Origin of the sequence: Massilia sp. 9096, from assembly GCF_000745265.1 — a bacterium.
In the GTDB taxonomy this organism is placed as follows: domain Bacteria; phylum Pseudomonadota; class Gammaproteobacteria; order Burkholderiales; family Burkholderiaceae_D; genus Telluria.
The window spans coordinates 4,843,175-4,865,619 of sequence record NZ_JQNN01000001.1 but is presented as its reverse complement, the minus strand read 5'-3'; the positions used below and the strand labels follow the sequence as shown (position 1 = coordinate 4,865,619).

General features: G+C 66.6%; 22 protein-coding genes and 1 tRNA gene. 11 read left to right on the top strand and 12 right to left on the bottom strand.

The features are described 5' to 3' along the window. The first annotated feature begins 52 nt into the window (after window positions 1–52). The 4 genes from FA90_RS21120 to FA90_RS21105 all read left to right on the top strand — a co-directional run bounded on the left by FA90_RS21120 (window position 53) and on the right by FA90_RS21105 (window position 3,271). Window positions 53–850 (top strand): thiazole synthase, encoded by a 798-nt coding sequence (locus tag FA90_RS21120; protein WP_036176624.1) that lies wholly within the window; start codon window positions 53–55, stop codon window positions 848–850. Beyond that, on the top strand, window positions 847–1,653 hold the full coding sequence (locus FA90_RS21115) for a hydroxymethylpyrimidine/phosphomethylpyrimidine kinase (RefSeq protein WP_036172318.1): 807 nt from the start codon (window positions 847–849) through the stop codon (window positions 1,651–1,653). Before FA90_RS21120 ends, FA90_RS21115 begins: the two co-directional genes overlap by 4 nt. Window positions 1,654–1,668: 15 nt before the next feature. Continuing rightward, the gene (thiE, locus tag FA90_RS21110; RefSeq protein ID WP_036172316.1) at window positions 1,669–2,298 is read left to right on the top strand and encodes a thiamine phosphate synthase; all 630 of its coding nucleotides are present in this window, start codon (window positions 1,669–1,671) and stop codon (window positions 2,296–2,298) included. Between the two features lie 64 nt (window positions 2,299–2,362). After that, complete coding sequence (locus tag FA90_RS21105; protein WP_081933969.1) at window positions 2,363–3,271, top strand: LysM domain-containing protein; 909 nt, start codon at window positions 2,363–2,365, stop codon at window positions 3,269–3,271. Between the two features lie 121 nt (window positions 3,272–3,392). On the opposite strand, the gene FA90_RS21100 is transcribed toward FA90_RS21105, so the two are convergent. From FA90_RS21100 to FA90_RS21090, 3 genes are all read right to left on the bottom strand, one after another. Continuing rightward, window positions 3,393–5,384 carry a PhoX family phosphatase gene (locus FA90_RS21100; protein WP_036172314.1) on the bottom strand — a complete coding sequence of 664 codons (1,992 nt, stop codon included), beginning with the start codon at window positions 5,382–5,384 and terminating at the stop codon, window positions 3,393–3,395. A gap of 228 nt (window positions 5,385–5,612) precedes the next feature. Next, window positions 5,613–6,704 (bottom strand): redox-regulated ATPase YchF, encoded by a 1,092-nt coding sequence (gene ychF / locus FA90_RS21095; protein WP_036172312.1) that lies wholly within the window; start codon window positions 6,702–6,704, stop codon window positions 5,613–5,615. Between the two features lie 84 nt (window positions 6,705–6,788). Further along, complete coding sequence (locus FA90_RS21090; protein WP_036172310.1) at window positions 6,789–7,910, bottom strand: patatin-like phospholipase family protein; 1,122 nt, start codon at window positions 7,908–7,910, stop codon at window positions 6,789–6,791. A 137-nt stretch (window positions 7,911–8,047) separates the two neighbouring features. On the opposite strand from FA90_RS21090, the gene FA90_RS21085 reads away from it, so the two are divergent. From FA90_RS21085 to FA90_RS21070, 4 genes are read left to right on the top strand one after another with little or no spacing between them, the layout of a single operon-like run. Beyond that, on the top strand, window positions 8,048–8,743 hold the full coding sequence (locus FA90_RS21085) for a YIP1 family protein (protein ID WP_036172308.1): 696 nt from the start codon (window positions 8,048–8,050) through the stop codon (window positions 8,741–8,743). Between the two features lie 18 nt (window positions 8,744–8,761). After that, window positions 8,762–10,000, top strand: a complete 1,239-nt coding sequence (locus tag FA90_RS21080) for an efflux RND transporter periplasmic adaptor subunit (RefSeq protein ID WP_036172306.1) — start codon at window positions 8,762–8,764, stop codon at window positions 9,998–10,000. After that, window positions 9,997–10,698 carry an ABC transporter ATP-binding protein gene (locus FA90_RS21075; protein WP_036172304.1) on the top strand — a complete coding sequence of 234 codons (702 nt, stop codon included), beginning with the start codon at window positions 9,997–9,999 and terminating at the stop codon, window positions 10,696–10,698. The genes FA90_RS21080 and FA90_RS21075 overlap by 4 nt, the downstream gene beginning before the upstream one ends. Beyond that, window positions 10,695–11,915 carry an ABC transporter permease gene (locus FA90_RS21070; RefSeq protein WP_036172302.1) on the top strand — a complete coding sequence of 407 codons (1,221 nt, stop codon included), beginning with the start codon at window positions 10,695–10,697 and terminating at the stop codon, window positions 11,913–11,915. Before FA90_RS21075 ends, FA90_RS21070 begins: the two co-directional genes overlap by 4 nt. Before the next feature lie 9 nt (window positions 11,916–11,924). On the opposite strand, the gene FA90_RS21065 is transcribed toward FA90_RS21070, so the two are convergent. Both FA90_RS21065 and FA90_RS21060 read right to left on the bottom strand, forming a co-directional pair. Next, a complete protein-coding gene (locus FA90_RS21065) occupies window positions 11,925–12,152 on the bottom strand; it encodes a hypothetical protein (RefSeq protein ID WP_036172300.1) in 228 nt (75 codons plus the stop codon). 121 nt (window positions 12,153–12,273) lie between these two features. After that, window positions 12,274–13,203 carry a LysR family transcriptional regulator gene (locus FA90_RS21060; RefSeq protein WP_036172298.1) on the bottom strand — a complete coding sequence of 310 codons (930 nt, stop codon included), beginning with the start codon at window positions 13,201–13,203 and terminating at the stop codon, window positions 12,274–12,276. Between the two features lie 131 nt (window positions 13,204–13,334). Here FA90_RS21060 and FA90_RS21055 point away from each other — a divergent pair, with 131 nt between their 5' ends. Both FA90_RS21055 and FA90_RS21050 read left to right on the top strand, forming a co-directional pair. Continuing rightward, the gene (locus FA90_RS21055; protein WP_036172296.1) at window positions 13,335–14,324 is read left to right on the top strand and encodes an amidohydrolase family protein; all 990 of its coding nucleotides are present in this window, start codon (window positions 13,335–13,337) and stop codon (window positions 14,322–14,324) included. Window positions 14,325–14,419: 95 nt separating this feature from the next. Further along, window positions 14,420–15,757 (top strand): transglutaminase domain-containing protein, encoded by a 1,338-nt coding sequence (locus tag FA90_RS21050; RefSeq protein WP_081933967.1) that lies wholly within the window; start codon window positions 14,420–14,422, stop codon window positions 15,755–15,757. Here the strand turns inward: FA90_RS21050 and FA90_RS21045 are convergent. Then, window positions 15,729–16,298: a GNAT family N-acetyltransferase gene (locus FA90_RS21045; protein ID WP_051971972.1), complete on the bottom strand. Its 570-nt coding sequence runs from the start codon at window positions 16,296–16,298 to the stop codon at window positions 15,729–15,731. The two genes, FA90_RS21050 and FA90_RS21045, sit on opposite strands and share 29 nt — an antisense overlap. 45 nt (window positions 16,299–16,343) lie before the next feature. Here FA90_RS21045 and FA90_RS21040 point away from each other — a divergent pair, with 45 nt between their 5' ends. Then, a complete protein-coding gene (locus FA90_RS21040) occupies window positions 16,344–17,810 on the top strand; it encodes an HD domain-containing phosphohydrolase (RefSeq protein ID WP_036176602.1) in 1,467 nt (488 codons plus the stop codon). Window positions 17,811–17,836: 26 nt separating this feature from the next. On the opposite strand, the gene FA90_RS21035 is transcribed toward FA90_RS21040, so the two are convergent. From FA90_RS21035 to FA90_RS21010, 6 genes are all read right to left on the bottom strand, one after another. After that, on the bottom strand, window positions 17,837–18,658 hold the full coding sequence (locus FA90_RS21035; RefSeq protein ID WP_051972237.1) for a sterol desaturase family protein: 822 nt from the start codon (window positions 18,656–18,658) through the stop codon (window positions 17,837–17,839). Window positions 18,659–18,739: 81 nt separating this feature from the next. Continuing rightward, window positions 18,740–19,492, bottom strand: coding sequence for a PEP-CTERM sorting domain-containing protein (locus FA90_RS21030; protein ID WP_036172295.1), 753 nt, complete (start codon window positions 19,490–19,492; stop codon window positions 18,740–18,742). Window positions 19,493–19,673: 181 nt separating this feature from the next. Then, window positions 19,674–20,258 carry an aminoacyl-tRNA hydrolase gene (pth, locus tag FA90_RS21025; protein ID WP_036172293.1) on the bottom strand — a complete coding sequence of 195 codons (585 nt, stop codon included), beginning with the start codon at window positions 20,256–20,258 and terminating at the stop codon, window positions 19,674–19,676. Window positions 20,259–20,458: 200 nt separating this feature from the next. Beyond that, window positions 20,459–21,043 carry a 50S ribosomal protein L25/general stress protein Ctc gene (locus FA90_RS21020; protein WP_036172291.1) on the bottom strand — a complete coding sequence of 195 codons (585 nt, stop codon included), beginning with the start codon at window positions 21,041–21,043 and terminating at the stop codon, window positions 20,459–20,461. Window positions 21,044–21,233: 190 nt separating this feature from the next. Further along, complete coding sequence (locus tag FA90_RS21015; protein WP_036172290.1) at window positions 21,234–22,184, bottom strand: ribose-phosphate pyrophosphokinase; 951 nt, start codon at window positions 22,182–22,184, stop codon at window positions 21,234–21,236. Between the two features lie 180 nt (window positions 22,185–22,364). Continuing rightward, a tRNA-Gln gene (locus tag FA90_RS21010) sits at window positions 22,365–22,441 on the bottom strand. Window positions 22,442–22,445: the final 4 nt, after the last annotated feature.

Below are 22,445 nucleotides of genomic sequence, written 5' to 3'. Positions count from 1 at the left end.
ATTGGAGCAAGCAATGAACGACATGAACACCTCGCACGCCGCGGCGCGCGGCATGGTTGACGACATCGTTGGCGAAGACCGTCCCCTGGTCATCGCCGGCAAGGAATATCGCTCGCGCCTGCTGGTCGGCAGCGGCAAATACCGCGACCTCGAGCAGACCCGCGCAGCGACCGAAGCGGCCGAAGCGGAGATCATCACGGTGGCGATCCGCCGCGTGAACATCGGCCAGGACCCGAACGCGCCCAATCTGCTCGACGCGGTGCCGCCCTCGCGCTACACCATCCTGCCCAACACCGCCGGCTGCTACAACGCGAACGACGCGGTCTACACGCTACAGCTGGCGCGCGAACTGCTCGACGGCCACAAGCTGGTCAAGCTGGAAGTGCTGGGCGACGAGAAGACGCTGTTCCCCAACATGCCCGAAACCCTGAAGGCGGCCGAGGAACTGGTGCGCGACGGCTTCGACGTGATGGTCTACTGCAGCGACGACCCGATCCAGGCCAGGATGCTGGAGGATATCGGCTGTGTCGCGGTGATGCCGCTGGCCTCGCTGATCGGTTCCGGCATGGGCATCCTCAACCCGTGGAACCTGTCCTTGATCATCGAGCAGGCCAAGGTGCCGGTGCTGGTCGACGCGGGCGTCGGCACCGCGTCGGACGCGGCGATCGCGATGGAACTCGGCTGCGACGGCGTGCTGATGAACAGCGCCATCGCGCACGCGCGCGACCCCGTGCGCATGGCGCGCGCGATGCGCCTGGCGGTGCAGGCCGGACGCGAAGCCTTCCTGGCGGGCCGGATGGCGCGCCGCTTCGCCGCCTCGCCTTCCTCGCCGATGGCCGGGCGGGTATGACGCCGGCGCGGATGCGTCTGTGCGTGCTGGTGTTCGCCGGCCTGGACCCGTCCGGCGGGGCCGGCATCCAGGCCGACATCGAAGCGATCGGCGCCAACGGCGCGCACGCGCTGCCGATCGTCACCGCGCTGACCGTGCAGGACAACGAGCGCGTGCACGGCATCGTCCCGGTCGACAGCGCGCTGCTGTCGCGCCAGGCGGCCGTGCTGCTCGAACGGATGCCGATCCGCGCGGTCAAGCTCGGCATCCCGGGCAACCGCGCCAATGCCGAGGCCATCGCCGCGGTCGTGGCGCAGCTGCGCGCGCTCCAGCCCGATCTGGCGGTGGTGCTCGACCCGGTGCTGGGCAGCGGCCGCGGCGACGCCCTTGCACGAGGCAGCGCCCTGGACAGCCTGGCGCCGCTGCTCGCGCATGCCACGCTGCTGCTGCCGAACCTGCCGGAAGCACGGGCGCTCGGCCTGCTGCCGGCGCTGGAGACGGATGTGGCGCCGGTAGCGCAGGCGATCGCGGCCAGCGCCGCGCGTTGCCCGCACCTCCTGATCACCGGCGGCCACGGCGAGGGCGCCGTGGTCGTCAACCGCTGGACCGGCGCGGCCGGCGCGCGCGAATGGCGCTGGCCGCGCCTGCCCGGCGAGTTCCACGGCAGCGGCTGCACGCTGGCCTCCAGCATCGCCGCCCGGCTGGCGCTGGGCGACACGATGGAACAGGCGCTGGAAAACGGCCAGCGCTACTGCAACCAGGCGCTGGCCGACGCGTATGCGATCGCGCCGGGCCAGCTCATCCCGCACCGCACTCACCTCTGAACGAAAGGACCGAATATGCAAGCGAATCTGCGAGCGAATCTGCGCGGCTTGTACCTGGTCACGCCCAACTGGGATGACACCGACCGTCTGCTGGACGTGACGCGCCAGGCGATGCGGGCCGGCTTCGCGCTGCTGCAGTACCGCCACAAAGACGCCTCGCCGGCGCTGCGCCAGGAACAGGCGCAGGCCCTGCTGCGGCTGTGCCGCGAGCACGACTGCCCGCTGGTCATCAACGACCACGTCGACCTGTGCATGGCGATCGACGCCGACGGCGTGCACGTCGGCGGCACCGACGCCGCGGTCGCCACGGTGCGCGCGGCGCTCGGCGGATCGAAAATCGTCGGCGCCTCGTGCTACGGCGATTTCGAATTGGCGCGCACCGCCGAGGCAAACGGCGCCAGCTACGTCGCCTTCGGCGGCTTCTATCCGTCGCTGGTCAAGAAGTACGAAGTCACCACCCGTCCCGATATCGTCGCGCGCGCCAAGGCGGAGTTGCAAGTGCCGGTGGTGGTGATCGGCGGGATGACGGCGGCCAACAGCAAGCCGCTGGTCGCGCTGGGGGCGGATATGGTGGCGGCGATCAGCAGCGTGTATCTGGCGCAGGATACGCGGAATGCGGCGCAGGAGTTCGCAGCGCTGTTCTAACCCCAGGCCGCTCTGCCTTCGATTCTTGCGAAAGGCCAACTTGTCTGATTGTTCGCCGAGCACAATGGCGACCGGCCTTTTCATTCGACTGGAGGCAAGACAGACCAAGGGGCAGGCGAAGGAAACACCGTCACGTGCAACAAGTGGCTATGAACTTTGGCAAGAAACCATTGATGGAGCAATGAGCGACGCGCGGTGGCATGGCTACGATTGCGATATCCAACGCGCCGTCAATCAATTCAACAAGCATCTATCGCGTACTGCCGGCTACAGGGCGCTTGATTGGCGGCTCATCAAGGCAATGGTCTGGACTGAATCCGGCGGCCCGAACAGCAGGGCTTGGCGCGACAATCCTATCCAGATCGGCAATCCAGGCGATCCCGGACTTTCCGCATTGTTTTCTGGGCGTGAGGGGGGCGAACTCATCATCCCGCCCGAACTCCGAAACAGGCTGACCATCGGAACCGTGAAGATGTCGCCGCAGATGAACATCAGTGCCGGCATTGCCTGTCTTCTCATGCGTCATGCGTCCTACAGCTTTACAACTGTCCAGGATGAGCAGGGTAACAAGACCTACGATGTCCTGGTGAAGGCTGGGGACACACTCGAAAAGATCGCAAAATCAAATGGCACTACCGTAGGGACGATAAGGAAGTGCAGCACCGGCGCGCTCGTTTTACGTCCCGGGCAATCCCTCCGGTATCGAAAAGCGTCGATTCAAAAAGTCATCGCGAGGTGGGCTTCCGCCAACACAAACAGCATCGCAAGCTTATATAACGTCGGCGATCCCGCTTACGCGAAGAAGCTGACATATTGCTTGCCCGTTATGCAGAAAGCCAGCCAGCTGGCGGACAAGTCCAGCGGCTACCAAGCCAAAGCCGCAGACATCATGTCTTGTTTCCTGGTCCCGAATACCGAAATAAAAGCGGACGGTAAAAAGCCCCGGCGCCAAAATGACGACAGGGCTTTTTAAGAACCTGTTCCAGCTTATTGCGATGCCGGCCGTGTAGCGACCAGCGCGCGCTGTACCCACCCGCCCGCTAAGCTTCGCCGTCGATCTTGACGAAGCCGTCGCGCTCGTCGCCGGCGGCGACTCAGGCCTTGGCCAGCTTGAACTGCGCCAGCTCCGCGGTCACGTAGCCGACCGCGGCGCCGAACTTGTCCTTGTAGTTGGCGCGGATCAGCGGTTCCAGCGTCGCCTTGACCCCGGCGTGGATGCCGCCCCAGTCGCCGGCGTGCTGGAAGTTGCTCATGATGTAGGTCCAGCCGTTGATGTCGTCGACCGCGTGCAGGCCGGTCGATTCGCCGCCGGCCGGCACCGACAGCACGCGCGAGAGCTGCTTGGTGTCGACGTTGTAGGCCCACAGGAAGTTGTTGACGTGCTGGCTGCTGTCCTCGCCGATGAACAGGGTGCGCATCTTTTCCGAGAACTTCAGGTTGTCCGGGTTGCCGACCTTGTTCGGGTTGGCGGTATTGCCCAGCGCGTCGGCGGCGATGTCCTCGCCCACCAGCAGCGCCTTGGTGTCGGCCGGCATCCACTCGCTGTTGATCGCGTTGCCGGCGATGTCCTTCTGGCCGCCCTTCAGGTTCAGCATCATGACCGCGCCCGCATCCAGCGCCTTCGGGATCGAGATGCCGTTGCCCGGCACGTTCAAGGCGTTACCGGCCACCATCGAGCTCTGGCAGTTCTGCAGGGCCGAGTAGGCGATCTTGTCCTTCAGGTTGACGGTCGTGCCCTCCATCTTGGTGAAGCCCATCGAGGCGCCCATCAGGGCGGCATAGCGGTGGGTTTCGAGGAAAGCGGCGGCCTTTTCCATGCCAGGCTTGAGCCTGAGCCATTCGATACGGCCGTTGGCGGCGACTTTGGTATAGCTCGCGTCGGCCGGGTCGCTGGTCTTGACGTCCATGATGTCGGGCGCCTTGATCGAGGCGGCCAGCGAGCGGATCTCGTCGCTGGTGGCGGAGCCCAGCTTGATCCAGGTGAGCGGCGCGGCGGCGGCGGCCGGGTCGAGCGAGAAGCCGGCGCCGACCTTGGCCACGTACAGCGTGCCGCTCGACAGGTCCTTCTCCTTGTCGGCCACGAACACGAAGTAGCCGCTGTTGGTGGCGTCGTCGCCCATCAGCACGGTGCGGTTGTCGCCCATCACCTGCACCAGCTCGTGCGAGATGCGGCCCATGCAGTAGTGCTTCTTGATGCTGGCGGTGCCGTCGGGGTTGACGGTCACTTCCGGCAGGTGGCCGTAGTTGTACGGATTGGCTTTCGTCGCGTCGCCGTATAGGCTGGTGCTGAAGCCCCTGAACTGGGCGTCGGTGGCGGCGGTGAAGGCGTTCGGCTCGTACTCCTCGCTCGACAGGTGGGTGCCCCACGGCGACAGGCTGGCGCCGCAGGTGATCCACAGGCCGTTCACGCCCGAGGTGTCGACGTTGTGGTACTTGACCAGCGTGAGCTTGCCGGTGGTGGTGTCCTGGTCCAGCGTCAGCACGGCGATCGGCGACGGCAGGCGGCCGTACATGCTGGTCGCGCCATCCTGGGCCAGCGTGGTGTATTCGAACTGCACGACGGCGAACACGGTGTTGCCTTTCACGCCGGCGACCTTGGCGTTCGGCACGCTCAAGAGCGAGGTGCCGTCCGGCGAATCGGAAAAGAACTGGCGCTCCTTGCCGGCGACGCTGGCGTCGATGATCGGCTTGTTGTTGATGTCGTAGTAGCCGCCGGCCAGGACGGTGCCGCCGCTGCCGTTCGGGACCATGTCGCCGGTGATGAAGAAAGGCTGGTAGGACAGCTTGAAATCGAGCTTGCTGGCGTCGCTGAAGCTGACCGTCATGGTCGAGCCGACCGTGGTCCTGGCCATCGCCGCGGCATCGGCCAGCGCGGGCGCATTCATCGATCCGAACGACACGCTTGCCAGCGTCACGGCCGGCGCCGGGGTGCTGCTCACCGGCGCCGTGTCGTGGTCATCGCCGCCGCAGGCGGACAGCAGTGCGGCCACGCCACCGGCGCCCAGCGGCAGCATCGGGGTCGCACCCATCATGCGCAGCAGGCGGCGGCGGGACAGGTCGGTATTCGGGGTCGAGCTCGGGTTCATGCGTCATCTCTCCAGTGGCTGGGTCATGGGCCGCGTTCTGTGGCGCGGGAATGACCGGGAGAGTAGGCGACGCGTGTTTCATCTTCATTACAAAAAAATAATACTGGCGCGACGACCGAAGTCATGCGCCGGTCATCGGGCCGTGGTAAATCCGCGGCGCTAGGCTTGCGGCAGATGTGACAAAGCCCCGGCGCTGGAAGGCGGCCGGGGCTTTGTTTTATGGAGCGCTTAGACGTTGAACAGGAAGTTCAACACATCCCCATCCTTGACGATGTATTCCTTGCCCTCGGCGCGCATCTTGCCCGCTTCCTTCGCGCCCGCCTCGCCCTTGTAGGCGATGTAGTCGTCGAACGAAATGGTCTGGGCGCGGATGAAGCCGCGTTCGAAGTCGGTGTGGATCACGCCGGCCGCCTGGGGGGCGGTGGCGCCGATCGGCACGGTCCAGGCGCGCACTTCCTTGACGCCGGCGGTGAAATAGGTCTGCAGGCCGAGCAGCTTGAAGGCGGCGCGGATCAGGCGGTCCAGGCCCGGCTCTTCCATGCCCATGTCGGCCAGGAATTCCTGCTTGTCGGCGTCGTCCAGGTCGGCGATTTCGGCTTCGATCGCGGCCGAGATGGCGACGATCGGCGCGTTCTGGCCCTTGGCGAATTCGGTCAGCTGGTCCAGCAGCGGGTTGTTGGTGAAACCGCTTTCCGACACGTTGGCGACGTACATCGCGCGCTTGGCGGTGATCAGCTGCAGCGGGTACAGCAGCGCCAGCTGCTCGTCGTCCAGGCCCATGGTGCGCACCGGCAGGCCTTCGTTCAGGTGCGGCAGCACTTTTTCCAGCAGCGCGACCAGCTTGATCGCATCCTTGTCGCCGGCGCGCGACTTCTTCTGCTCGCGGTGCAGCGCCTTTTCGACGGTGCTCAGGTCGGCCAGCGCCAGCTCGGTCTGGATCACGACGATGTCGTCGATCGGGCTGACCTTACCAGCGACGTGGATCACGTTCGGGTCTTCGAAGCAGCGCACCACGTTGACGATGGCGTCGGTTTCGCGGATGTGCGACAGGAACTGGTTGCCCAGGCCCTCGCCTTTCGAGGCGCCGGCCACCAGGCCAGCGATGTCGACGAACTCGACGATGGCCTTGACGACGCGCTCCGGCTTGACGATCTCGGCCAGCTGGTCGATGCGCGGATCCGGCACCTCGACCACGCCGACGTTCGGCTCGATGGTGCAGAACGGGTAGTTTTCAGCCGGGATGCCGGCCTTGGTCAGGGCGTTGAACAGGGTGGACTTGCCAACGTTGGGCAGGCCGACGATGCCGCATTTGAGACTCATGGGAAGCTTTCAGGTCGAATTACGAAACCTTGTATTCTACATCCCTTGTACCCCGGCTTGCCGTCGCTGACCGAGAATCGTCGCTCAAAGAGGACGAATCAACGACAGATCCGGCTTGTGCACGAAGGCCGCGAACGCGTCGCGCAGCCGCTCGCCCTCCTCCATCGCGGCGTTCCAGGCGCGGATGCGGGCGTCGTGGTCCAGGCCATAAAACTGGAAGTCGCTGCGGTCGATGATCTTCCCGCGCGGCATTTTGGACAGGAACTCACGGCTGGGCGCGACGATCAGCACGTTGTCCAGCCAGGCGCGGTTCGGTCCGCGCGCGGCGCGCCGCCACGGCATCGCCTTGTCGAGCCAGCCGGGCACGATGTGCTCGGAAAAGTGCGGATACAGCACCAGCTCGGCGGCCTCGCCCGCGTGCGCATCGTGCAGCGGCGCATCGTGCGCCCGTGCATACGGCAGCGCCAGGTTGTAGTCGATGATGCCGCCGTCCCAGTAATGCCCGGGCGGCGCGCCGGCGATGTCGCGCACCGGCTTCATCAGCATCGGCAGCGTGCCCGAGGCCAGCAGGCTGGCGGCCAGGTTGTCGCGCGTGAGCGGCGAAAAATGGGTGTGAAAACCGTCGAAGCGCTCGCGCAGCCAGCGCGCATCGGCGCGGCGGTCGCCGATCACGACGCGGTCCACCATCCGCGCCAGCCGGTCACGCGAGGCGAAGTTGTGCAGTGCCGCTTGCGCAAAGCCGCGCAGTTCGGCGCGCGGGCCGCCTGGGGCTTCGAGCGCGCGCTTGCCGCGCACGGTGAGCACATGCAGGCGATGCTGCGGGTGGTCGACGATGTCGTCCTCGTGGCCGCGCACGAATTCGGCCAGCAGTCCCCGCACGACCTCGTCGATTTCCTGCTGGGCCGGCTTCTTGCTGGTGTAGCGCTGGCCGCTGTACAGCTCGCCCAGGCGCGCGAACGCCTTGACCGGGTCGCGCTGGCAGGCCGCGGCCATGCGCCAGGCGCCGATCGACGAACCGATCAGCGTGCGCTCGCGCGGCGACTTCGGAAACCAGTCGCCGAACACCCACTGGTCGAGCGCGCGGAAGACCAGGCCCTTGGGACCGCCCGCGGCGGCGGGCACGATGCCGATGTCGCGGGCGCGCAATCCATGCGCGCGGATGTGAGCCAGGGCCAGCGGCCCGGCGTGGAAAGTCAGAGCACTCATGGGCGCATTATCGCAGCAAGGCCGGCGCCGTTGCGGCAAAGCGACGCTTGCCAAGATAGATTGCATTGTGACAATGGGTGAGTATTATGGGTATTGAAATAACCTACACTCGGCTGTCTTTACTCACTGGAGCGACCATGGCTGCGCAAGCGTTTTTCGATATCGGTAACGTCATCCTGGACCCCACGCCGACCTTCGGCCGCCTCAAGAGCAAGACCAGCGCCTGGCTGCCGCTGCTGGTGTCGGTCGTGCTTAGCCTCGCGGTGATGGGCTGGTGGATCATGACCCTCGACTTCGACTGGCTGCTGCAGCACATGCTGGCCAGCCAGCCCAACCCCAAGCCCGAGATGCGCGCGGCGATGGCGAAATTCATGACGCCCCGGACGATGCTGATCACGTCCAGCCTCGGCGTCGTGGTCGGCACCTTGCTGATGTCGGCCCTGGCTGCGCTGTACTACCTCATCGCCGGCAAGGCGATCGGCAGCGATATCACCTTCGGCAAATGGTTCGGCTTCGCGGTCTGGACCAGCGTGCCGCGCCTGCTGACCATTCCGCTGACGGCGCTGCAGATCGTGACCTCGCACGGCCAGCTGGCGCCGGAAGACTTGAACATGACGTCGCTGAACTACCTGCTGTTCCACCTGCCGCAGACCAATCATTGGGCCGGCCTGGTCGGCAGCATCGACCTGACCATGTTCTGGAGCCTGGCGCTGGCCACGCTCGGACTGAAAGCCTGGACCGGCCGTCCGATTGGCACCTGCGCCTTCCTCGCCGTGCTGCCCTACCTGATCGTGTACGGCCTGTGGGCCGCCAAGATCGCCCTGCTCGGCTAAATCAATCGAATCGAACGCATGCGTAAAAAGCTGATTGTCGCGGCCGTCGTGGCCGCCTTCCTGGCCGTGCCGGTGGCGGTCAAGTTCGGCGCCGGCAAGCCGAAGCACGAGGCCGAGCTGGCGACCGTCCAGAAGCTCGAGATCCACCCGTCGATCCTGGCCACCGGCAACCTGGTGTTCCGCCAGGAAGTGCAGCTGTCGGCCGAGGTGATCGGCAAGGTGTCGGAGGTGCTGGTCAAGGAAGGCGACAGCGTCAAGCGCGGCCAGATCCTGCTGAAACTCGACCCGACCGTGTACGTGGCCGAGGTCGCGCAGCAGGACGCCAGCCGGAAAAACGCCGCGATCGCCATCCAGCGCGCCCAGATCAACCTGGCCAACCAGGAGCGCAACCTGGACCGCAGCGCCAAGCTGGTCAAGGACAAGTTCATCAACATCTCGAGCTATGACGACGCGGTGCACCAGGTCGACCTGGCCAAGGTCGACCTGAGCGCCAGCCGCGGGACGCTGGAGCAGGCCAACGCGCTGCTGTCGCAGTCGCGCGAGCACCTGGCCAAGACCGAGGTGCGCGCGCCGATCGACGGCACGGTGACCGCGGTGCCGATCAAGATCGGCGAGACGGCGGTCGCCAGCGCCACCGGCATCGCCGGCTCGTCCTTGATGACGATCGCCGACGTCGGCTCGATCATGGCCGAGGTCAACGTCGACGAGGCCGACATCGCGCGCGTGACGGTCGGCCAGCAGGCCAAGGTGTTCCCGGCGGCGTATCCCGACCAGCCGCTCGTCGGCAAGGTCGAGAGCGTGGCGATGGCGCCCAAGACCGCCCTGCCCGGCGTCGCCGGCGCCCAGGGCCGCAGCTACGTGGTCAAGCTGCGCCTGGATGACCCGAAACTGGCGCTGCGCTCGGGCATGACCTGCCGCGTCGAGATCGTGGTCGGCTCGAACGCCGCGCGCCCGGCGGTGCCGATCCAGGCGGTGATGAACGAGGAAGTCGCCTCTGCCCGCGACCACATGAAGAACGCCAGCTACGTGTTCGTGGTGCAGGACGGGAAGGCGAAGAAGACGCCGGTGGAGCTCGGCCAGTCGGACGACGCCAACCAGGAAGTCACCAAGGGCATCGCGGTCGGCCAGACCATCGCGGTCGGTCCGGCGCGCCTGCTGCGCGAGCTGCACGACGGCGACGTGGTGAGCGCGAAGAAGGCCGAACCGGCGGCCGCGCCGGCGTCCAAGGTCGCCGACGCCGGCGGAGCCGCGCGTTGATCAAGCTGCAGAACATCACGCGCCAGTACCGCATGGGCGACCAGACCGTGCACGCGCTGCAGGGGATCGACCTGCAGATCGGGCGCAACGAGATGGTCGCCTTCATCGGCGCGTCGGGCTCGGGCAAGTCGACCATGATGAACATCGTCGGCTGCCTCGACCGGCCCAGCGGCGGCGAGTACTGGCTCAACGGGCGCGCAGTAGCGGCCATGTCGGGCGACGACCTGGCTCACGTGCGCAACCAGGAGATCGGCTTCATCTTCCAGAGCTTTCACCTGCTGCCGCGCGCCAGTGCGCTCGACAACGTGGCCCAGCCGCTGATCTACCGCGGCGTGCCGCTGCGCGAGCGCCTGGCGCTGGCCGAACGCGCGCTGCAGCGCGTCGGCCTGGGCACGCGCTTGCACCACCGGCCGAACGAACTGTCGGGCGGCCAGCGGCAGCGTGTGGCGATCGCGCGCGCGCTGGTCGGCAAGCCGTCGATCCTGCTCGCCGACGAACCGACCGGCAACCTCGACTCGGCCACCAGCCTGGAGATCATGGACCTGATCCGCGAAGTGCATGCCGAGGGGCAGACCGTCGTCATGGTGACCCACGAGCCCGAGATCGCCGAGCAGTGCCAGCGCATCGTGCGCCTGCGCGACGGCAAGGTCGTATCCGACGAACGCGTGCAGGCGCCGCGTCCGGAGCGCGCGCCATGAACCTGCTGCTCGAAAGCGTGCGCTCGGCGCTGGCCTCGATCCGCGCGCACCGGCTGCGCAGTTTCCTGACGTCGCTGGGCATCGTGATCGGCGTGGCTTCGGTGATCACGGTCATCTCCCTGATCCAGGGCCTGTCGAAAAGCGTCAGCGACCAGTTCGAGGGCCTGGGCGGCAATGGCCTGACGGTGCGGCCGCACAACGAGTTCAAGGACGTCATGCGCGGCAAGGTCAACTACCTGCGCTTCGAGGACGTCGAGCAGCTGCGCGCGCGCGTCGACGAGATCCGCGAGCTCAGCCCGGTGTTCACGCCCGGCTTTTCCGAGGTGCGCTTCACCGGCCTGTCGGCCACCGCACAGGTGTTCGCGGCCTCCAGCAGCTACCAGGACGTCAACCAGCGCTACGCGCGCCTGGGCCGCTTCGTCAGCGATTCGGACGACGCCGGCGCGCGCCGCGTGGCGGTCATCGGCGAAAAGCTGATCGAGGACCTGCACCTGCCGGCCAACCCGGTCGGCCAGTTCATCCTGTACGCCAACGAGTGGTTCAAGGTGATCGGCGTGATGGAAAAACGCGGCGAGATCTTCGGCATGTCGCAGGACAGCTACATGATCATCCCGTTCAAGACCGGCCAAAGCATCATCGGCAACAACACGCGGCCGCAACTGTCGATCACGATGGCGGTGCGCGACCTCGGCCGCATCGACGAGGCGCGCGGCCACATCCGCATGGTGATGCACCAGGCGCACCGCCTGAAGGGCGCTGAAACCGACGACTTCGAGCTCGAATCGGCCGACCAGATCGCCAAGACCTTCGATAAGCTCAGCAGCACGGTGACGCTGGTGATGGGCGGCGTTGTCGGCATCGCGCTGCTGGTGGGTGGCATCGGCATCATGAACATCATGCTGGTGTCGGTGAAGGAGCGGACGCGCGAGATCGGCATCTGCAAGGCGATCGGCGCGCGCAGCCGCGACATCCTGCTGCAGTTCCTGATCGAGGCGGTGACGCTGTCGCTGCTGGGCGGCCTGCTCGGCCTGGCGATCGGCTACGGCCTGGGCGCGATGATCGCGGCGATGATTCCCGATTTCCCGCCGGCGGTGGTGCCGTGGTGGGCGGTGGCCTTGTCGGTGCTGTTTTCGGGTACGGTGGGAGTGGTGTTCGGCGTGGTGCCGGCCAGCCAGGCGGCGCGGCTCGACCCGATCGAGGCCTTGCGCTACGAATAAGAACGGCGCTTACATGCCGAGTACCTTGACGAGGGCGAAGGTGGCGAGCCCCACGACCGCGAGCGAGAGCACGAACAGCGCGGCCGCCTTGCCGCCGGCGCGCAGCACCGCGCGCCTCTCGTTCTCGGTCTTGCGGCCCTTCTTCCCTTGATCGTAATGCCACTTCACGGCGAAGAACATGCCCGTGCCGAGCACGAGCACCTTGAATACAACGAAGACGATCGGGATCCATTCCATGATTTTGCGTATTTCCAGGTGATGACTTGACGCCATGAGGACGCGGCCAAAGCCGGTTCCGCCATTATATCGGCCTATGCCATACGCTTCACGGGCTGGCCGGCAAACACAGGCGGTCGCCTCACAGCGGCATGCGTTCCCGGCACGCCGCCACGATCAGTTCACGCAGCCAGCGGTGTGCCGGATCGGCCTCGGCCCGTGGATGCCACATCAGTGAAATCGAAAACCCGTCCAGCGGCACCGGCAATTCGAATGCGTGAGGATGCGCCGCGGCCGGCGCCGCGGCCGGGCGGTGCTGCGCCAACATGAACGATGCCGGCAATAGCGCGACCAGGTCCGAGGCCAGGGCCACCGCCAGCGCCGCCGAAAACACCGGCACGACGGCGGCCACGCTGCGCCGCAGGCCCTGCTCGACCAGCGAGGCATCGAGCGCCTGGACGATGCGCTCGCCGTGCGGCGTCGCCACATGCGAAAAGGCGGCGTAGCGCGCTGCCGTGACGGCGCCACCCGTCGCCAGCGGGTGACCGGCGCGCACCACGCCGACGTAGCGATCGCGGAACAAGGCGCGCACACGCACTTCGGGCCCCATGTTCTCGACGACACCGACCTCGAGGTCGGCGTCGCCGTCACGCAGGTAAGCCGGCTTCCTGTCGGGCTTGCCGGAAAAATGCAGCCGCATGAGCGGCGCCTGCGCCGCCACCGCAGCAATCAGGGTCGCACCGAACGCCTCCACGAAGGCCTCGTTGGCGCGGATGCGAAAGGTGCGGCGCAGCGCCGCCAGGTCGAGCGCATGCGGCGCCGGCGCCAGCAGCGCCTGCGCTTCGAGGACGGCGGCGCGCGTGCGCGTGCGCAGCGTTTCGGCGTGCGGCGTCAACACCATGTCGCGGCCGGCGCGCACCAGCAGCGGATCGCCGGTCGCGTCGCGCAAGCGGGTCAAGGTCCGGCTCATCGCCGACGGGCTCAGGCCCAGAATGCCGGCGGCGCGCGTGATGCTGCCGTGGGCGAGCAGCGCATCCAGTGCCAAAAGCAGATTCAAATCCATGTCAGGCATGGTACCTCGTCCGCACCCCGCTGAACCATCCACGCCGTGCAAAGACACCTTGCATGGCAAGCGCCTTCCGCCCCCATGCAGGCGCCGATATAGTCGCCACACCCTACAAACCCCTGACGCGAGGAATTGATATGAAACTGATCGGTATCGAGGAACACTACCTGACACCCGACGTCGGCGCCGCCTGGCGCGCGCTGGGCCTGGACGCTTCCAACCCCATGGCTGCCTATGACCTGGGGCCGATGGCGCAGCGGCTGATGGACATGGGCGATCGGCGTATCGCCCTGATGGACGAGACCGGGCTGGACGTGCAGGTGCTGTCGCTGACGACCCCGGCCCTGCACGAACTGGGACCGGACAGCGTCGACCTGGCCCGCCGCGTCAACGATGCCGTTGCCGAAGCCGTGGCCCGCCATCCGACGCGTTTCCAGGCCTTCGCCACGCTGCCGGTGGCGGCGCCCGAGGCAGCGGCGCAAGAACTGGAGCGCTGCGTCAAGACCCTGGGCTTCAAGGGCACGATGCTGTGCGGCCGGGTGGGCACGCGTAATCTCGACCACCCCGACCTGGCCTGCATCTTCGCCGCCGCGGCCGAGCTGCACGTGCCGATCCTGCTGCATCCGCGCACACCGGACGACGCGGTGAGCAAGGCTTATTATTCCGGCTTCAATCCGGAGCTCGACTTAGCCTTCGCCAACTTCGGCATGGGGTGGCACTACGACGCCGGGGTGCAATTCGTACGCCTCGTCCTCGCCGGCACCTTCGACCGCCATCCGGACCTGCAGGTGATCCTCGGCCACTGGGGCGAAATGGTGCTGTTCTTCGCCGAGCGCCTGGCGGCGATGGACCGGTTCGCGAAGCTGCAGCAGCCCATCACCTCCTATTTCAAGCGCAACCTGTACGTGACCTCGAGCGGCATGTTCATGCCGCATTATCTGCAGCGGGCCCTGGAAGTCGTGAGGCCGGAGCGGCTGTTGTTCTCGACGGACTATCCCTACCAGTACAAACCGGGCGGCACGGCGCGCCGCTTCCTCGACGCGTGCGGCCTGGAAGGCGATGCACGGGCCGGGTTTGCCAGCGCAAATTGGGAGCGCCTGACCGGTGCGGCCATCGCATCGGCCTGAACCGAGCCTCCAGCACGCTTGCGCCGCCACAAGCCTTGGCGCAAGCGGCCCCGTACCATGGTCCGGTTCATGCCCAGACCTGTTGCGGAGCCTTGATGCCTTATTGCCCTTTCCCTGCGCCATTGACGGCGCTGCTGCGACTGCTGCCGCTCCTGCTTGCCGCCCTCCTCGCGTGCGCGCATGTGCATGCGCCTGCGCGCGAGGCCGGCGCCGCGCAGGCGCATGCACATGCGCGCGCCGACTACCCCGACCTGGCCGCCGCCCTGCGCCAGCGCGTGGCCGGCAAGGCCGCGCCGACACCGGCGCTGACTGCGCTCGCGCGCCGGCTCACGGCCGGGTACGCCGACCCGCGCACGCGCGCGCTGGCGCTGGCGGACTGGGTGCGCCAGCATATCCAGCCACTCGATACGCAGATAGCGCCCGGTGGCGCGGCGCCGCGTCCGGCGGCGGCCGTGCTCGAGAGCGGCCAGGCCGATAGTCTTGAATCCGCCCTGCTGCTGCAGGCGCTGCTGGCGGCCGCCGGCATCGACGCGACCCCGGCGCTGGTCGGGCACGCTCCGGACGACGGCGTGCCGGACCCGCCCACGCTGGCCGCCTTCGACGACGCGATCGTCTACCTGCCCGCCCTCGGTCTCTACCTCGCCCCGCATGCGCCCGAGGCTGGGGCCGGCTATCTGCCGCCTGCGCTGCTGGGCAAGCCGGCGCTGCTGCTGGCGAGCGGCGGCTTCGCGATGACGCCGATGGCGCAGCCGCAAAGCGTGCGCAGCGCCGCCGTCGTCGACGTACGGCGCGACGGCCGCGCCAGCGTCCGGCTCGAGCGCACCTACGCCGGCGCTGCCGCCGAGCCTGCGCGCATGGCGGCGCGCGCGCTGGTGCGGCATGCCCCTCCGGCCGCGCATGCGCAGCTGGCGGGCTACCTGCTGCCGGAGGCCCGCCAGTTCGGCCATGCCAGTTTGAACTCGGGTTCGCTCGACGGCGGCGGCGACTACCGCATCGCGCTGTCCGGCACCGCTGCGCAACGGCTCGCCCTGCCCGATGCGCACGCCTTGTCGACGGCGCTGCCGACCAGTTACGGCCACCTGGGCACGATCGGCGAAGCCGTGGCTGGCTTGCCGCGTGGAGGCCTGTCCGGTTCGAGCGGCCGCGCCGCCTGCGCCGCGATCGATGCCGAAGACCAGCTGCGCGTGCGCCTGCCGCCCGACGTGCGCATCGCCGAGCTGCCGGCGCCGCTCAGCGTGGTGCAAGGCGGCGTGTTTTATCACGCGGCCTACGAGCGGCAAGGCAACACGGTGCTGATCCGGCGCCGCCTGACCTTCCGCAGCGGCCGCCCGCTCTGCGGCGCACTCGAGATCAAGCGGATGCAGCCGGCGCTGGCGCGCATCGAGCGCGACCTGCGAAGCCGCATCACGCTTGCACGCCAGCCTTCGCAGTGACCTGGATGCGCGGCGCCCTGTGCGGCAGCCGGATGCCATCGCGCTCGAGCGCCGCGCGCACGTCATCGAGGGCGGCGTCGCTCAGCTCGAAGCGCAAGTCGACCCGGTCGCGCCCGGAGCGGTAGCCGCCTGGCCAGCGCGCCATCTCCGTAAAACCGCAGCGCTGAAAAAAGCCGGCCGTGTGTGGATGCGTATCGACCGTCACATAGCGCGGCCGCAGCTTGCGCCCGGCCATGTGCAGCAGGCGGTACTGCAAGAGCATGCGGCCGATGCCGCTGCCGTGGCGGTCGGCGCGCACCAGGCCGAACACCAGCGTGGCGAGGTTGTAAAACGCGGAGATCTCGTAGCCGCCGAAGCCGACCAGCGCCTTGTGCTTGCCCTCGCCCTCGATCACCACGAACATTGGACCGTCCGGTTCATCCAGCGCCGAGCGCAGCCAGGCTTCTTCGGACGCCGGGAAATGGTCCGGTACATTGGTCCGGAACGCGGCGATCACGGCCTTGCGGTCGCTCTCCCGGTAGCGGCGGATGCGGTTCTTCATATCGTGCTCCTTGTTCACTCTCTGCTTGGCCGTTACATTATGACCATGCAATCCCTAGAAACCATCAGCGTCGAAGATGCCGTGCAGGTGCTGGCCGTGGTCGGCGACCTCAGCATGGGCCTGCCGATCGACCACTCGATGCGCACGGCGCGCCTGGCCGCCCGCCTCGCCGAGGAAAACGGCGATGGCGCGCAAGCCTGCACCAGCACCCGGCTGGTGGCCTTGCTGCGCTGGTCGGGCAGCACGGCCACCGCAGGCGGCTTCGCCCAGCTGCTCGGCGACGACGTCGGCGGACGCCTGGCGATGGTCACGCGCACCCTGCCCGGCGCCAGCAACCTCAGCCTGCACAACGTGCTGCCGCTGGCGCAGATGCAATGCGAGGTCGCCGGCGACATCGCCGCGCTGCTCGGGCTGTCCGAGGACGTCGAGGAAAGCCTGCGCCACCTGTTCGGCACCCATCAGCATAGCGACATGCAGGACCCGCTGTTCGCGCCCGGCATCCCGCGTTCAGTATTCTACGTGCGCCTGGCCGGCGACCTCGAGGTACTGGCGCCGGCGCACGGCACCGAGGGCGCGTTGCGCCTGATCGGCGAGCGCGCCGGCGTGAAATACCCGGCCTTGCTGGTCGAGCGCCTGGCGCCGCATGCGCAGGCCTGGCTCGACGCGCTCGAAGAGCCGACCTGCGCCGCCGACTACGCCGGCCACGACCGGCGCGTGCCGATGGCGCTGCTGGCCGACGTCATCGAACTCAAGCTGCCCTGGCTGGCCGGCTTTTCGCGCCGGGTGGCCGAGCTGACCCGGCACAGCGCGAACCTGGCCGGCATGCTGGCGCTGGAAGAAAAGCCGATGGTGCGCGCGGCTCTGCTGCACGGCCTGGGCCGGGTGGCGGTGCCGAACGCGGTGTGGGACCGTCCCGGCAAGCTCGATGCCGCCGACTGGGACAAGGCGCACCAGGCGCCGTTCTGGACTGCGCGCGCGGCCAGCCAGGTGCCGGCGATCCAGCTGGAAGCGACGCTGGCGTCGTATGCCTACGAACGGCTGGACGGCAGCGGTTACTTTCGCAAGGCGCGCGGCGCGGCGCTCGGGATGCAGGAGAGCGTGCTGGCGGTGGCGGTGGTGTTCACGGCGCTGTGCTCGGCGCGGCCGTGGCGTCCGCCGCATGGCGAAGCGGCTGCCGCCGCCCTGCTGACGGCGCAGGCGGCGGCCGGCCGCTTCGATCGCCAGGCAGTGGCCGCGGTGATCGCGGCGGCGCAGGCTTCACCCTCGCGTACGCGCGCAGGTGCAACCGCTGGTGCGCTGGCGGGCGCACCAGCGCGAGAGGGCCTGCTGTCGGCGCGCGAAGCCGAAGTGCTGCGCCACGTCAGCCTGGGCGAGACGAGCCGCGACACCGCGCGCGCGCTGAAGATGACGCCGGCGGCGGTGCGCAGCCACGTCGACGTCATCTTCGAAAAACTCGGTTCGAATTCGCGCCCGGCGGCCACGCTCAAGGCGCTGGCGCGCGGCCTGATCTGAAAGGCGATGCCTCGCGTGCGCCTGGCTTATGGCGCCGGCAGCGGCGCTTGCGCCGTGGTCTCGGAAACGGAATCAGCCGGCAGCTCGTGCGCCGCACCGGCGTCGGCCAGCCCATAGGCGCGCGGCCATTCCGACGGCATGTGCAGGGTGCCGAACACGCGGTCCAGGATCGGCAGCGTCGCCGCGAAGTTGCGGTCCAGCGGCGCCAGGCTGGTGTGATGCCAGTGGTGGAAGAACGGTGTCGCGACGACCTGCTCGAGCAAGCCGAGACGCACGCGTACGTTCGAGTGGATGAAGAAGCCCCAGGCCGTGCCCAGCACGATGACCACCGCCGGGACGGCGCTGCCGGCGGTGCCGGCGCCCGCCAGCCCCAGCACATACAAGGGCGTCATGCCGAACAGCCGGGTGACGATCATGTCGACCGGGTGCGCATGGGTATTGATCAGGAAGTACAGGTCCTCGGGCGCATGGTGCACGGCGTGGAAGCGCCACAGCCAGGGCATCTGGTGGCTGAGGCGATGGCCCCAATAAAACCCGGTTTCGGAAACCAGGAACGCCAGCACGACCTTGACGCCGAACGGCAGCGCGCCGATCGCGGCGCGCAGCGCCTCGGGCAGGATGACTTGCAGGGTAGCCGCGGCGGCGCCGAACAGCAGGCTCAGGACGGCGATGGGCAGGATGCTGTTCAAGAAGTACAGGCCGACGTCGGCCGCCAGGCGGCGCCGGCTCGGCTGGACCTGGCGCAGCGCCAGCCAGCGCTCGAGCGGCGCCAGCACCAGCGACAGCAAGCCCAGCCAGACGCACAGGCGCACGACGTTCATTGCGAAAGGAGGTAAATGGGCCAGCATCGCTGCATCCGTCAGGAACGAGGGGTAGAACAAACGACGATGCCGGGCACGAGCCCGGCAGTCGTTGAAGCGGCTACGGAATTACTTCTGCTTCGACTTGCGGCGGCGTACGCCGAAGCTCAGCAGGCCCAGGCCCAGGCCGATCATGGCCAGCGTGCCCGGCTCCGGGACCTTCGTCGTCGGGGCCGGCGTCGGCTGCACCACCTGGTTCATCGACACGCCGTCGAGCAGCGAGAACGGCGGCTCGCCGCTCGGGGTACCGATCGCCAGGAAGCTCAGCAGCTCGCTGGTGCCGGTCGCGGTGAAGGTCATCAATTCCTGGGTCCAGCCGGTAAAGCCGTGGCTGGCATCGGTCTTGATGGCGGTCGAATAGGTTTCGTTGCCGAGCGTTACTTTCCAACGATCGGTGGTGATGCCGTCGTAGCCGTACTGCTGTGCGCCGGCCCAATAGAAGGTCAGGTTGTACTGCTGGCCAACCGTCAGGCCATTGATCGTCTGGGTCAGCGGTGCGACGCCGTAGGCGCCATCAGCCGCGACGTAGTTGCCGCCGGTCGGGCTAGCGACGAGGTTGTTCAGGCCGCCGTTATTCCAGCCCCACAGGCGCACGGCGCCGTTGGCGCCGTTCGTGCCGTAGACTTCGTCGTTCGAGGTATTGAACAGGAAGTTGTAGCCGGTGGTGTTCCAGCCCTGCAGCGTATTGCCGTTCCAGCCGATCTGGCCGTAGTTGCTGCCGTCGAAGTTACCGTTGGTGATCAGTTCGGTTGCATTGCCGCTGCCGATGGCCGAGAGCGACGCCACGGTGGCGATCGCAAGTAACGCAGATTTAAAGCGCATATAATTTCCCAAATTTGAGTATGACGGGCAACGCCACAGCCGGCGGCACGGTCAAAATGACGGTTTCACTGATTGAATTCAGTGATAATTATTTCACAGAAATCTTTATTGATAAAGAACAATAAATGATTTTGTCATTTTGTTGTACGTACGATACTTTTGGGAAACTTCTGGCCAGTTCTCAAGCGCTGTGCAGCACCATGGTGGCCTGGTCCATTTTGCCTTCGACCACGGTCGGGATGACGCGCAGCGCCTTGTCGATCGCCTCTTCGATCAGGGCCTGCTCCTCGCGGCGCGGGCGGTGCAGGACGAAATCGGCGACGCCCTGCTGCAGGTTCAGCGTGCGCGGGTGGCCGATGCCCAGGCGCAGGCGCCAGTAGTCCTGGGTGCCGAGGGCGGCGGTAATGTCCTTCAAGCCGTTGTGTCCGCCGGACGAGCCACCTTTCTTGAGCTTGGCGGCGCCCGGCGGCAGGTCGAGCTCGTCGTGCACGACCAGGATCTCGTCGGGTGCGACCTTGAAGAATTTCGCCAGTCCGCCGACCGATTGGCCGGAGCGGTTCATGTAGGTCAGCGGCTCGAGCAGCCAGACATCGCGCCCGCCGATCGAGGTCTTGGCCACCATCGCGTTGAAGCGGGACTCGCGCTGCAGGCGGCAGCCCGGCAGCGTGTTGGCCAGGTTATCGACCAGCCAGAAGCCGGCATTGTGGCGGGTTTGTTCGTATTCCGGGCCGGGGTTGCCGAGGCCGACGATCAGGCGGATGGACATGAGACTGTGGAAGTGGGGAAAAAGAGAATTATCGCGTAAAACGCGTTCAACACTTAGCGCGTAAAACGTGTTCAAGACTTAGCGCGTAAACACGTCCAATACCTGGCGTGTAAAACGCGCCCAACAAAAAACCCGCCGGACTCGCGTCGCGACGGGTTTTCGTGATTGCCGCCCAGCGCATGGGCGGCAGGACGCGCTGATTACTCGGCAGCGTCGGTCGATGCGGCGCCGCGCGGCACCGACGAGGTGGCGACGGTCTGGTCCTTGCCGTGAGCGACCACGGTCACGCCTTCCGGCAGGGTCAGCTGCGACACGTGGACCGATGCACCGGCTTCCAGCGTCGACAGGTCGACGGTGATGAATTCCGGCAGTTGGCCCGGCAGGCACGACACTTCCAGCTCGTTCAGCACGTGCGACACGATGGCGCCGCCCAGCTTGACTGCCGGCGACACGTCGGCGTTGACGAAGTGCAGAGCGACCTTGGTGGTGATCTTTTGCGCTGCATCGACGCGCTGGAAGTCGACGTGCAGGACCAGCTGCTTGTATGCGTGCATCTGGAAGTCACGCAGCAGGACTTGCTGGGTCTGGCCTTCGATTTCCAGGTCCAGCACGGAACCGTGGAATGCTTCTTTCTTGAGCGCGTGCCAGAGGGCGTTACCGTCCACGGCGATCAGTTGCGGGGCGGCGGCGCCACCGTAGATGATGCCCGGGGTCTGGCCGGCGTTACGCAGGCGGCGGCTCGCTCCGGTCCCCTGCAGTTCGCGGTTGAATGCGACGACTTTCATGGTGTTACTCCAAATAAATGGACCCCGAATGCCAGCTCCTGGCTGGCCCGGCGGCCCGGTTGCGATGTCCCCGCGACCAGGGACATCAAAGAAAGAGCGCTTGCGCGCTCAAGAATGCTGCACATCTTGATACGTCAACGGCGCGCCGGCTGTTTCAGCCGGGCGCGCCGCAATTGAAACGTTTGCGAGCTCAGTCGACGAACAGCGAGATGACCGAATCGCCCTTCACGATACGCTTGAAGGTTTCGGCCAGCAGCGGTGCGCAAGTCAGCTGGCGGATCTTGCCGCAAGCCTGGCCAGCCGGGCTCAGCGGGATGGTATCGGTCACGACCAGTTCGTCCAGCGGCGAGTTGGTGATGCGGTCGATCGCCGGGCCCGACAGCACCGGGTGCGTGCAGTACGCCACGACTTTCTTGGCGCCGCGCTCTTTCAGGACTTCGGCGGCCTTGGTCAGCGTGCCGGCGGTGTCGACCATGTCGTCCATGATCACGCAGTTGCGGCCTTCGACTTCACCGATGATGTTCATGACTTCCGACACGTTCGCCTTCGGGCGGCGCTTGTCGATGATCGCCAGGTCGCAGCCGAGGCGCTTGGCCAGCGCGCGCGCGCGCACCACGCCGCCGACGTCCGGCGACACGACCAGCAGGTCGTCGTAGTTCTTGCGCTGCAGGTCGCCCAGCAGCAGCGGCGAAGCGTAGATGTTGTCGACCGGGATATCGAAGAAGCCCTGGATCTGGTCGGCGTGCAAGTCCATGATCAGGACGCGCTCGACGCCGGCTTCTTCCAGCATGTTGGCGACGACCTTGGCCGAGATCGCGACGCGCGCCGAGCGCGGACGGCGGTCCTGGCGGGCATAGCCGAAATAGGGAATCGCCGCGGTGATGCGGCCTGCCGATGCGCGCTTGAGAGCGTCGACCATCAGCATGATTTCCATCAGAGAGTCATTGGTGGGAGCGCAGGTCGATTGCAGGACGAAGACATCCTTGCCACGAACGTTCTCGTTGATTTCGACCATGACTTCGCCGTCGGAGAACTTCGACACCACGGCCTTGCCGAGGGAAAGACCGAGGCTTTTTGCGACCCCTTCTGCTAGCGCCGGATTGGCATTGCCGGTAAAAACCATCAGGTTTTCGTAAGCCATGGGGAGTCCCAGAAGAGTAATGAAAAAACTTTTGAAAGCCGGAATTCACGAAGCGCAGTGCAATAAGCGCAGTGCAATAAAATCAACGGCTGAGCTACAAAAAAAATGGGCCGCTCGAGGCGGCTCCATTTCGGTTGCCTGCTGGAGCACGAGTCATCGACAGTCCAGGCAATAAAACTTTGGCAGGGGAACAAGGATTCGAACCTTGGTATGCCGGAATCAAAATCCGGTGCCTTAACCAGCTTGGCGATTCCCCTACGC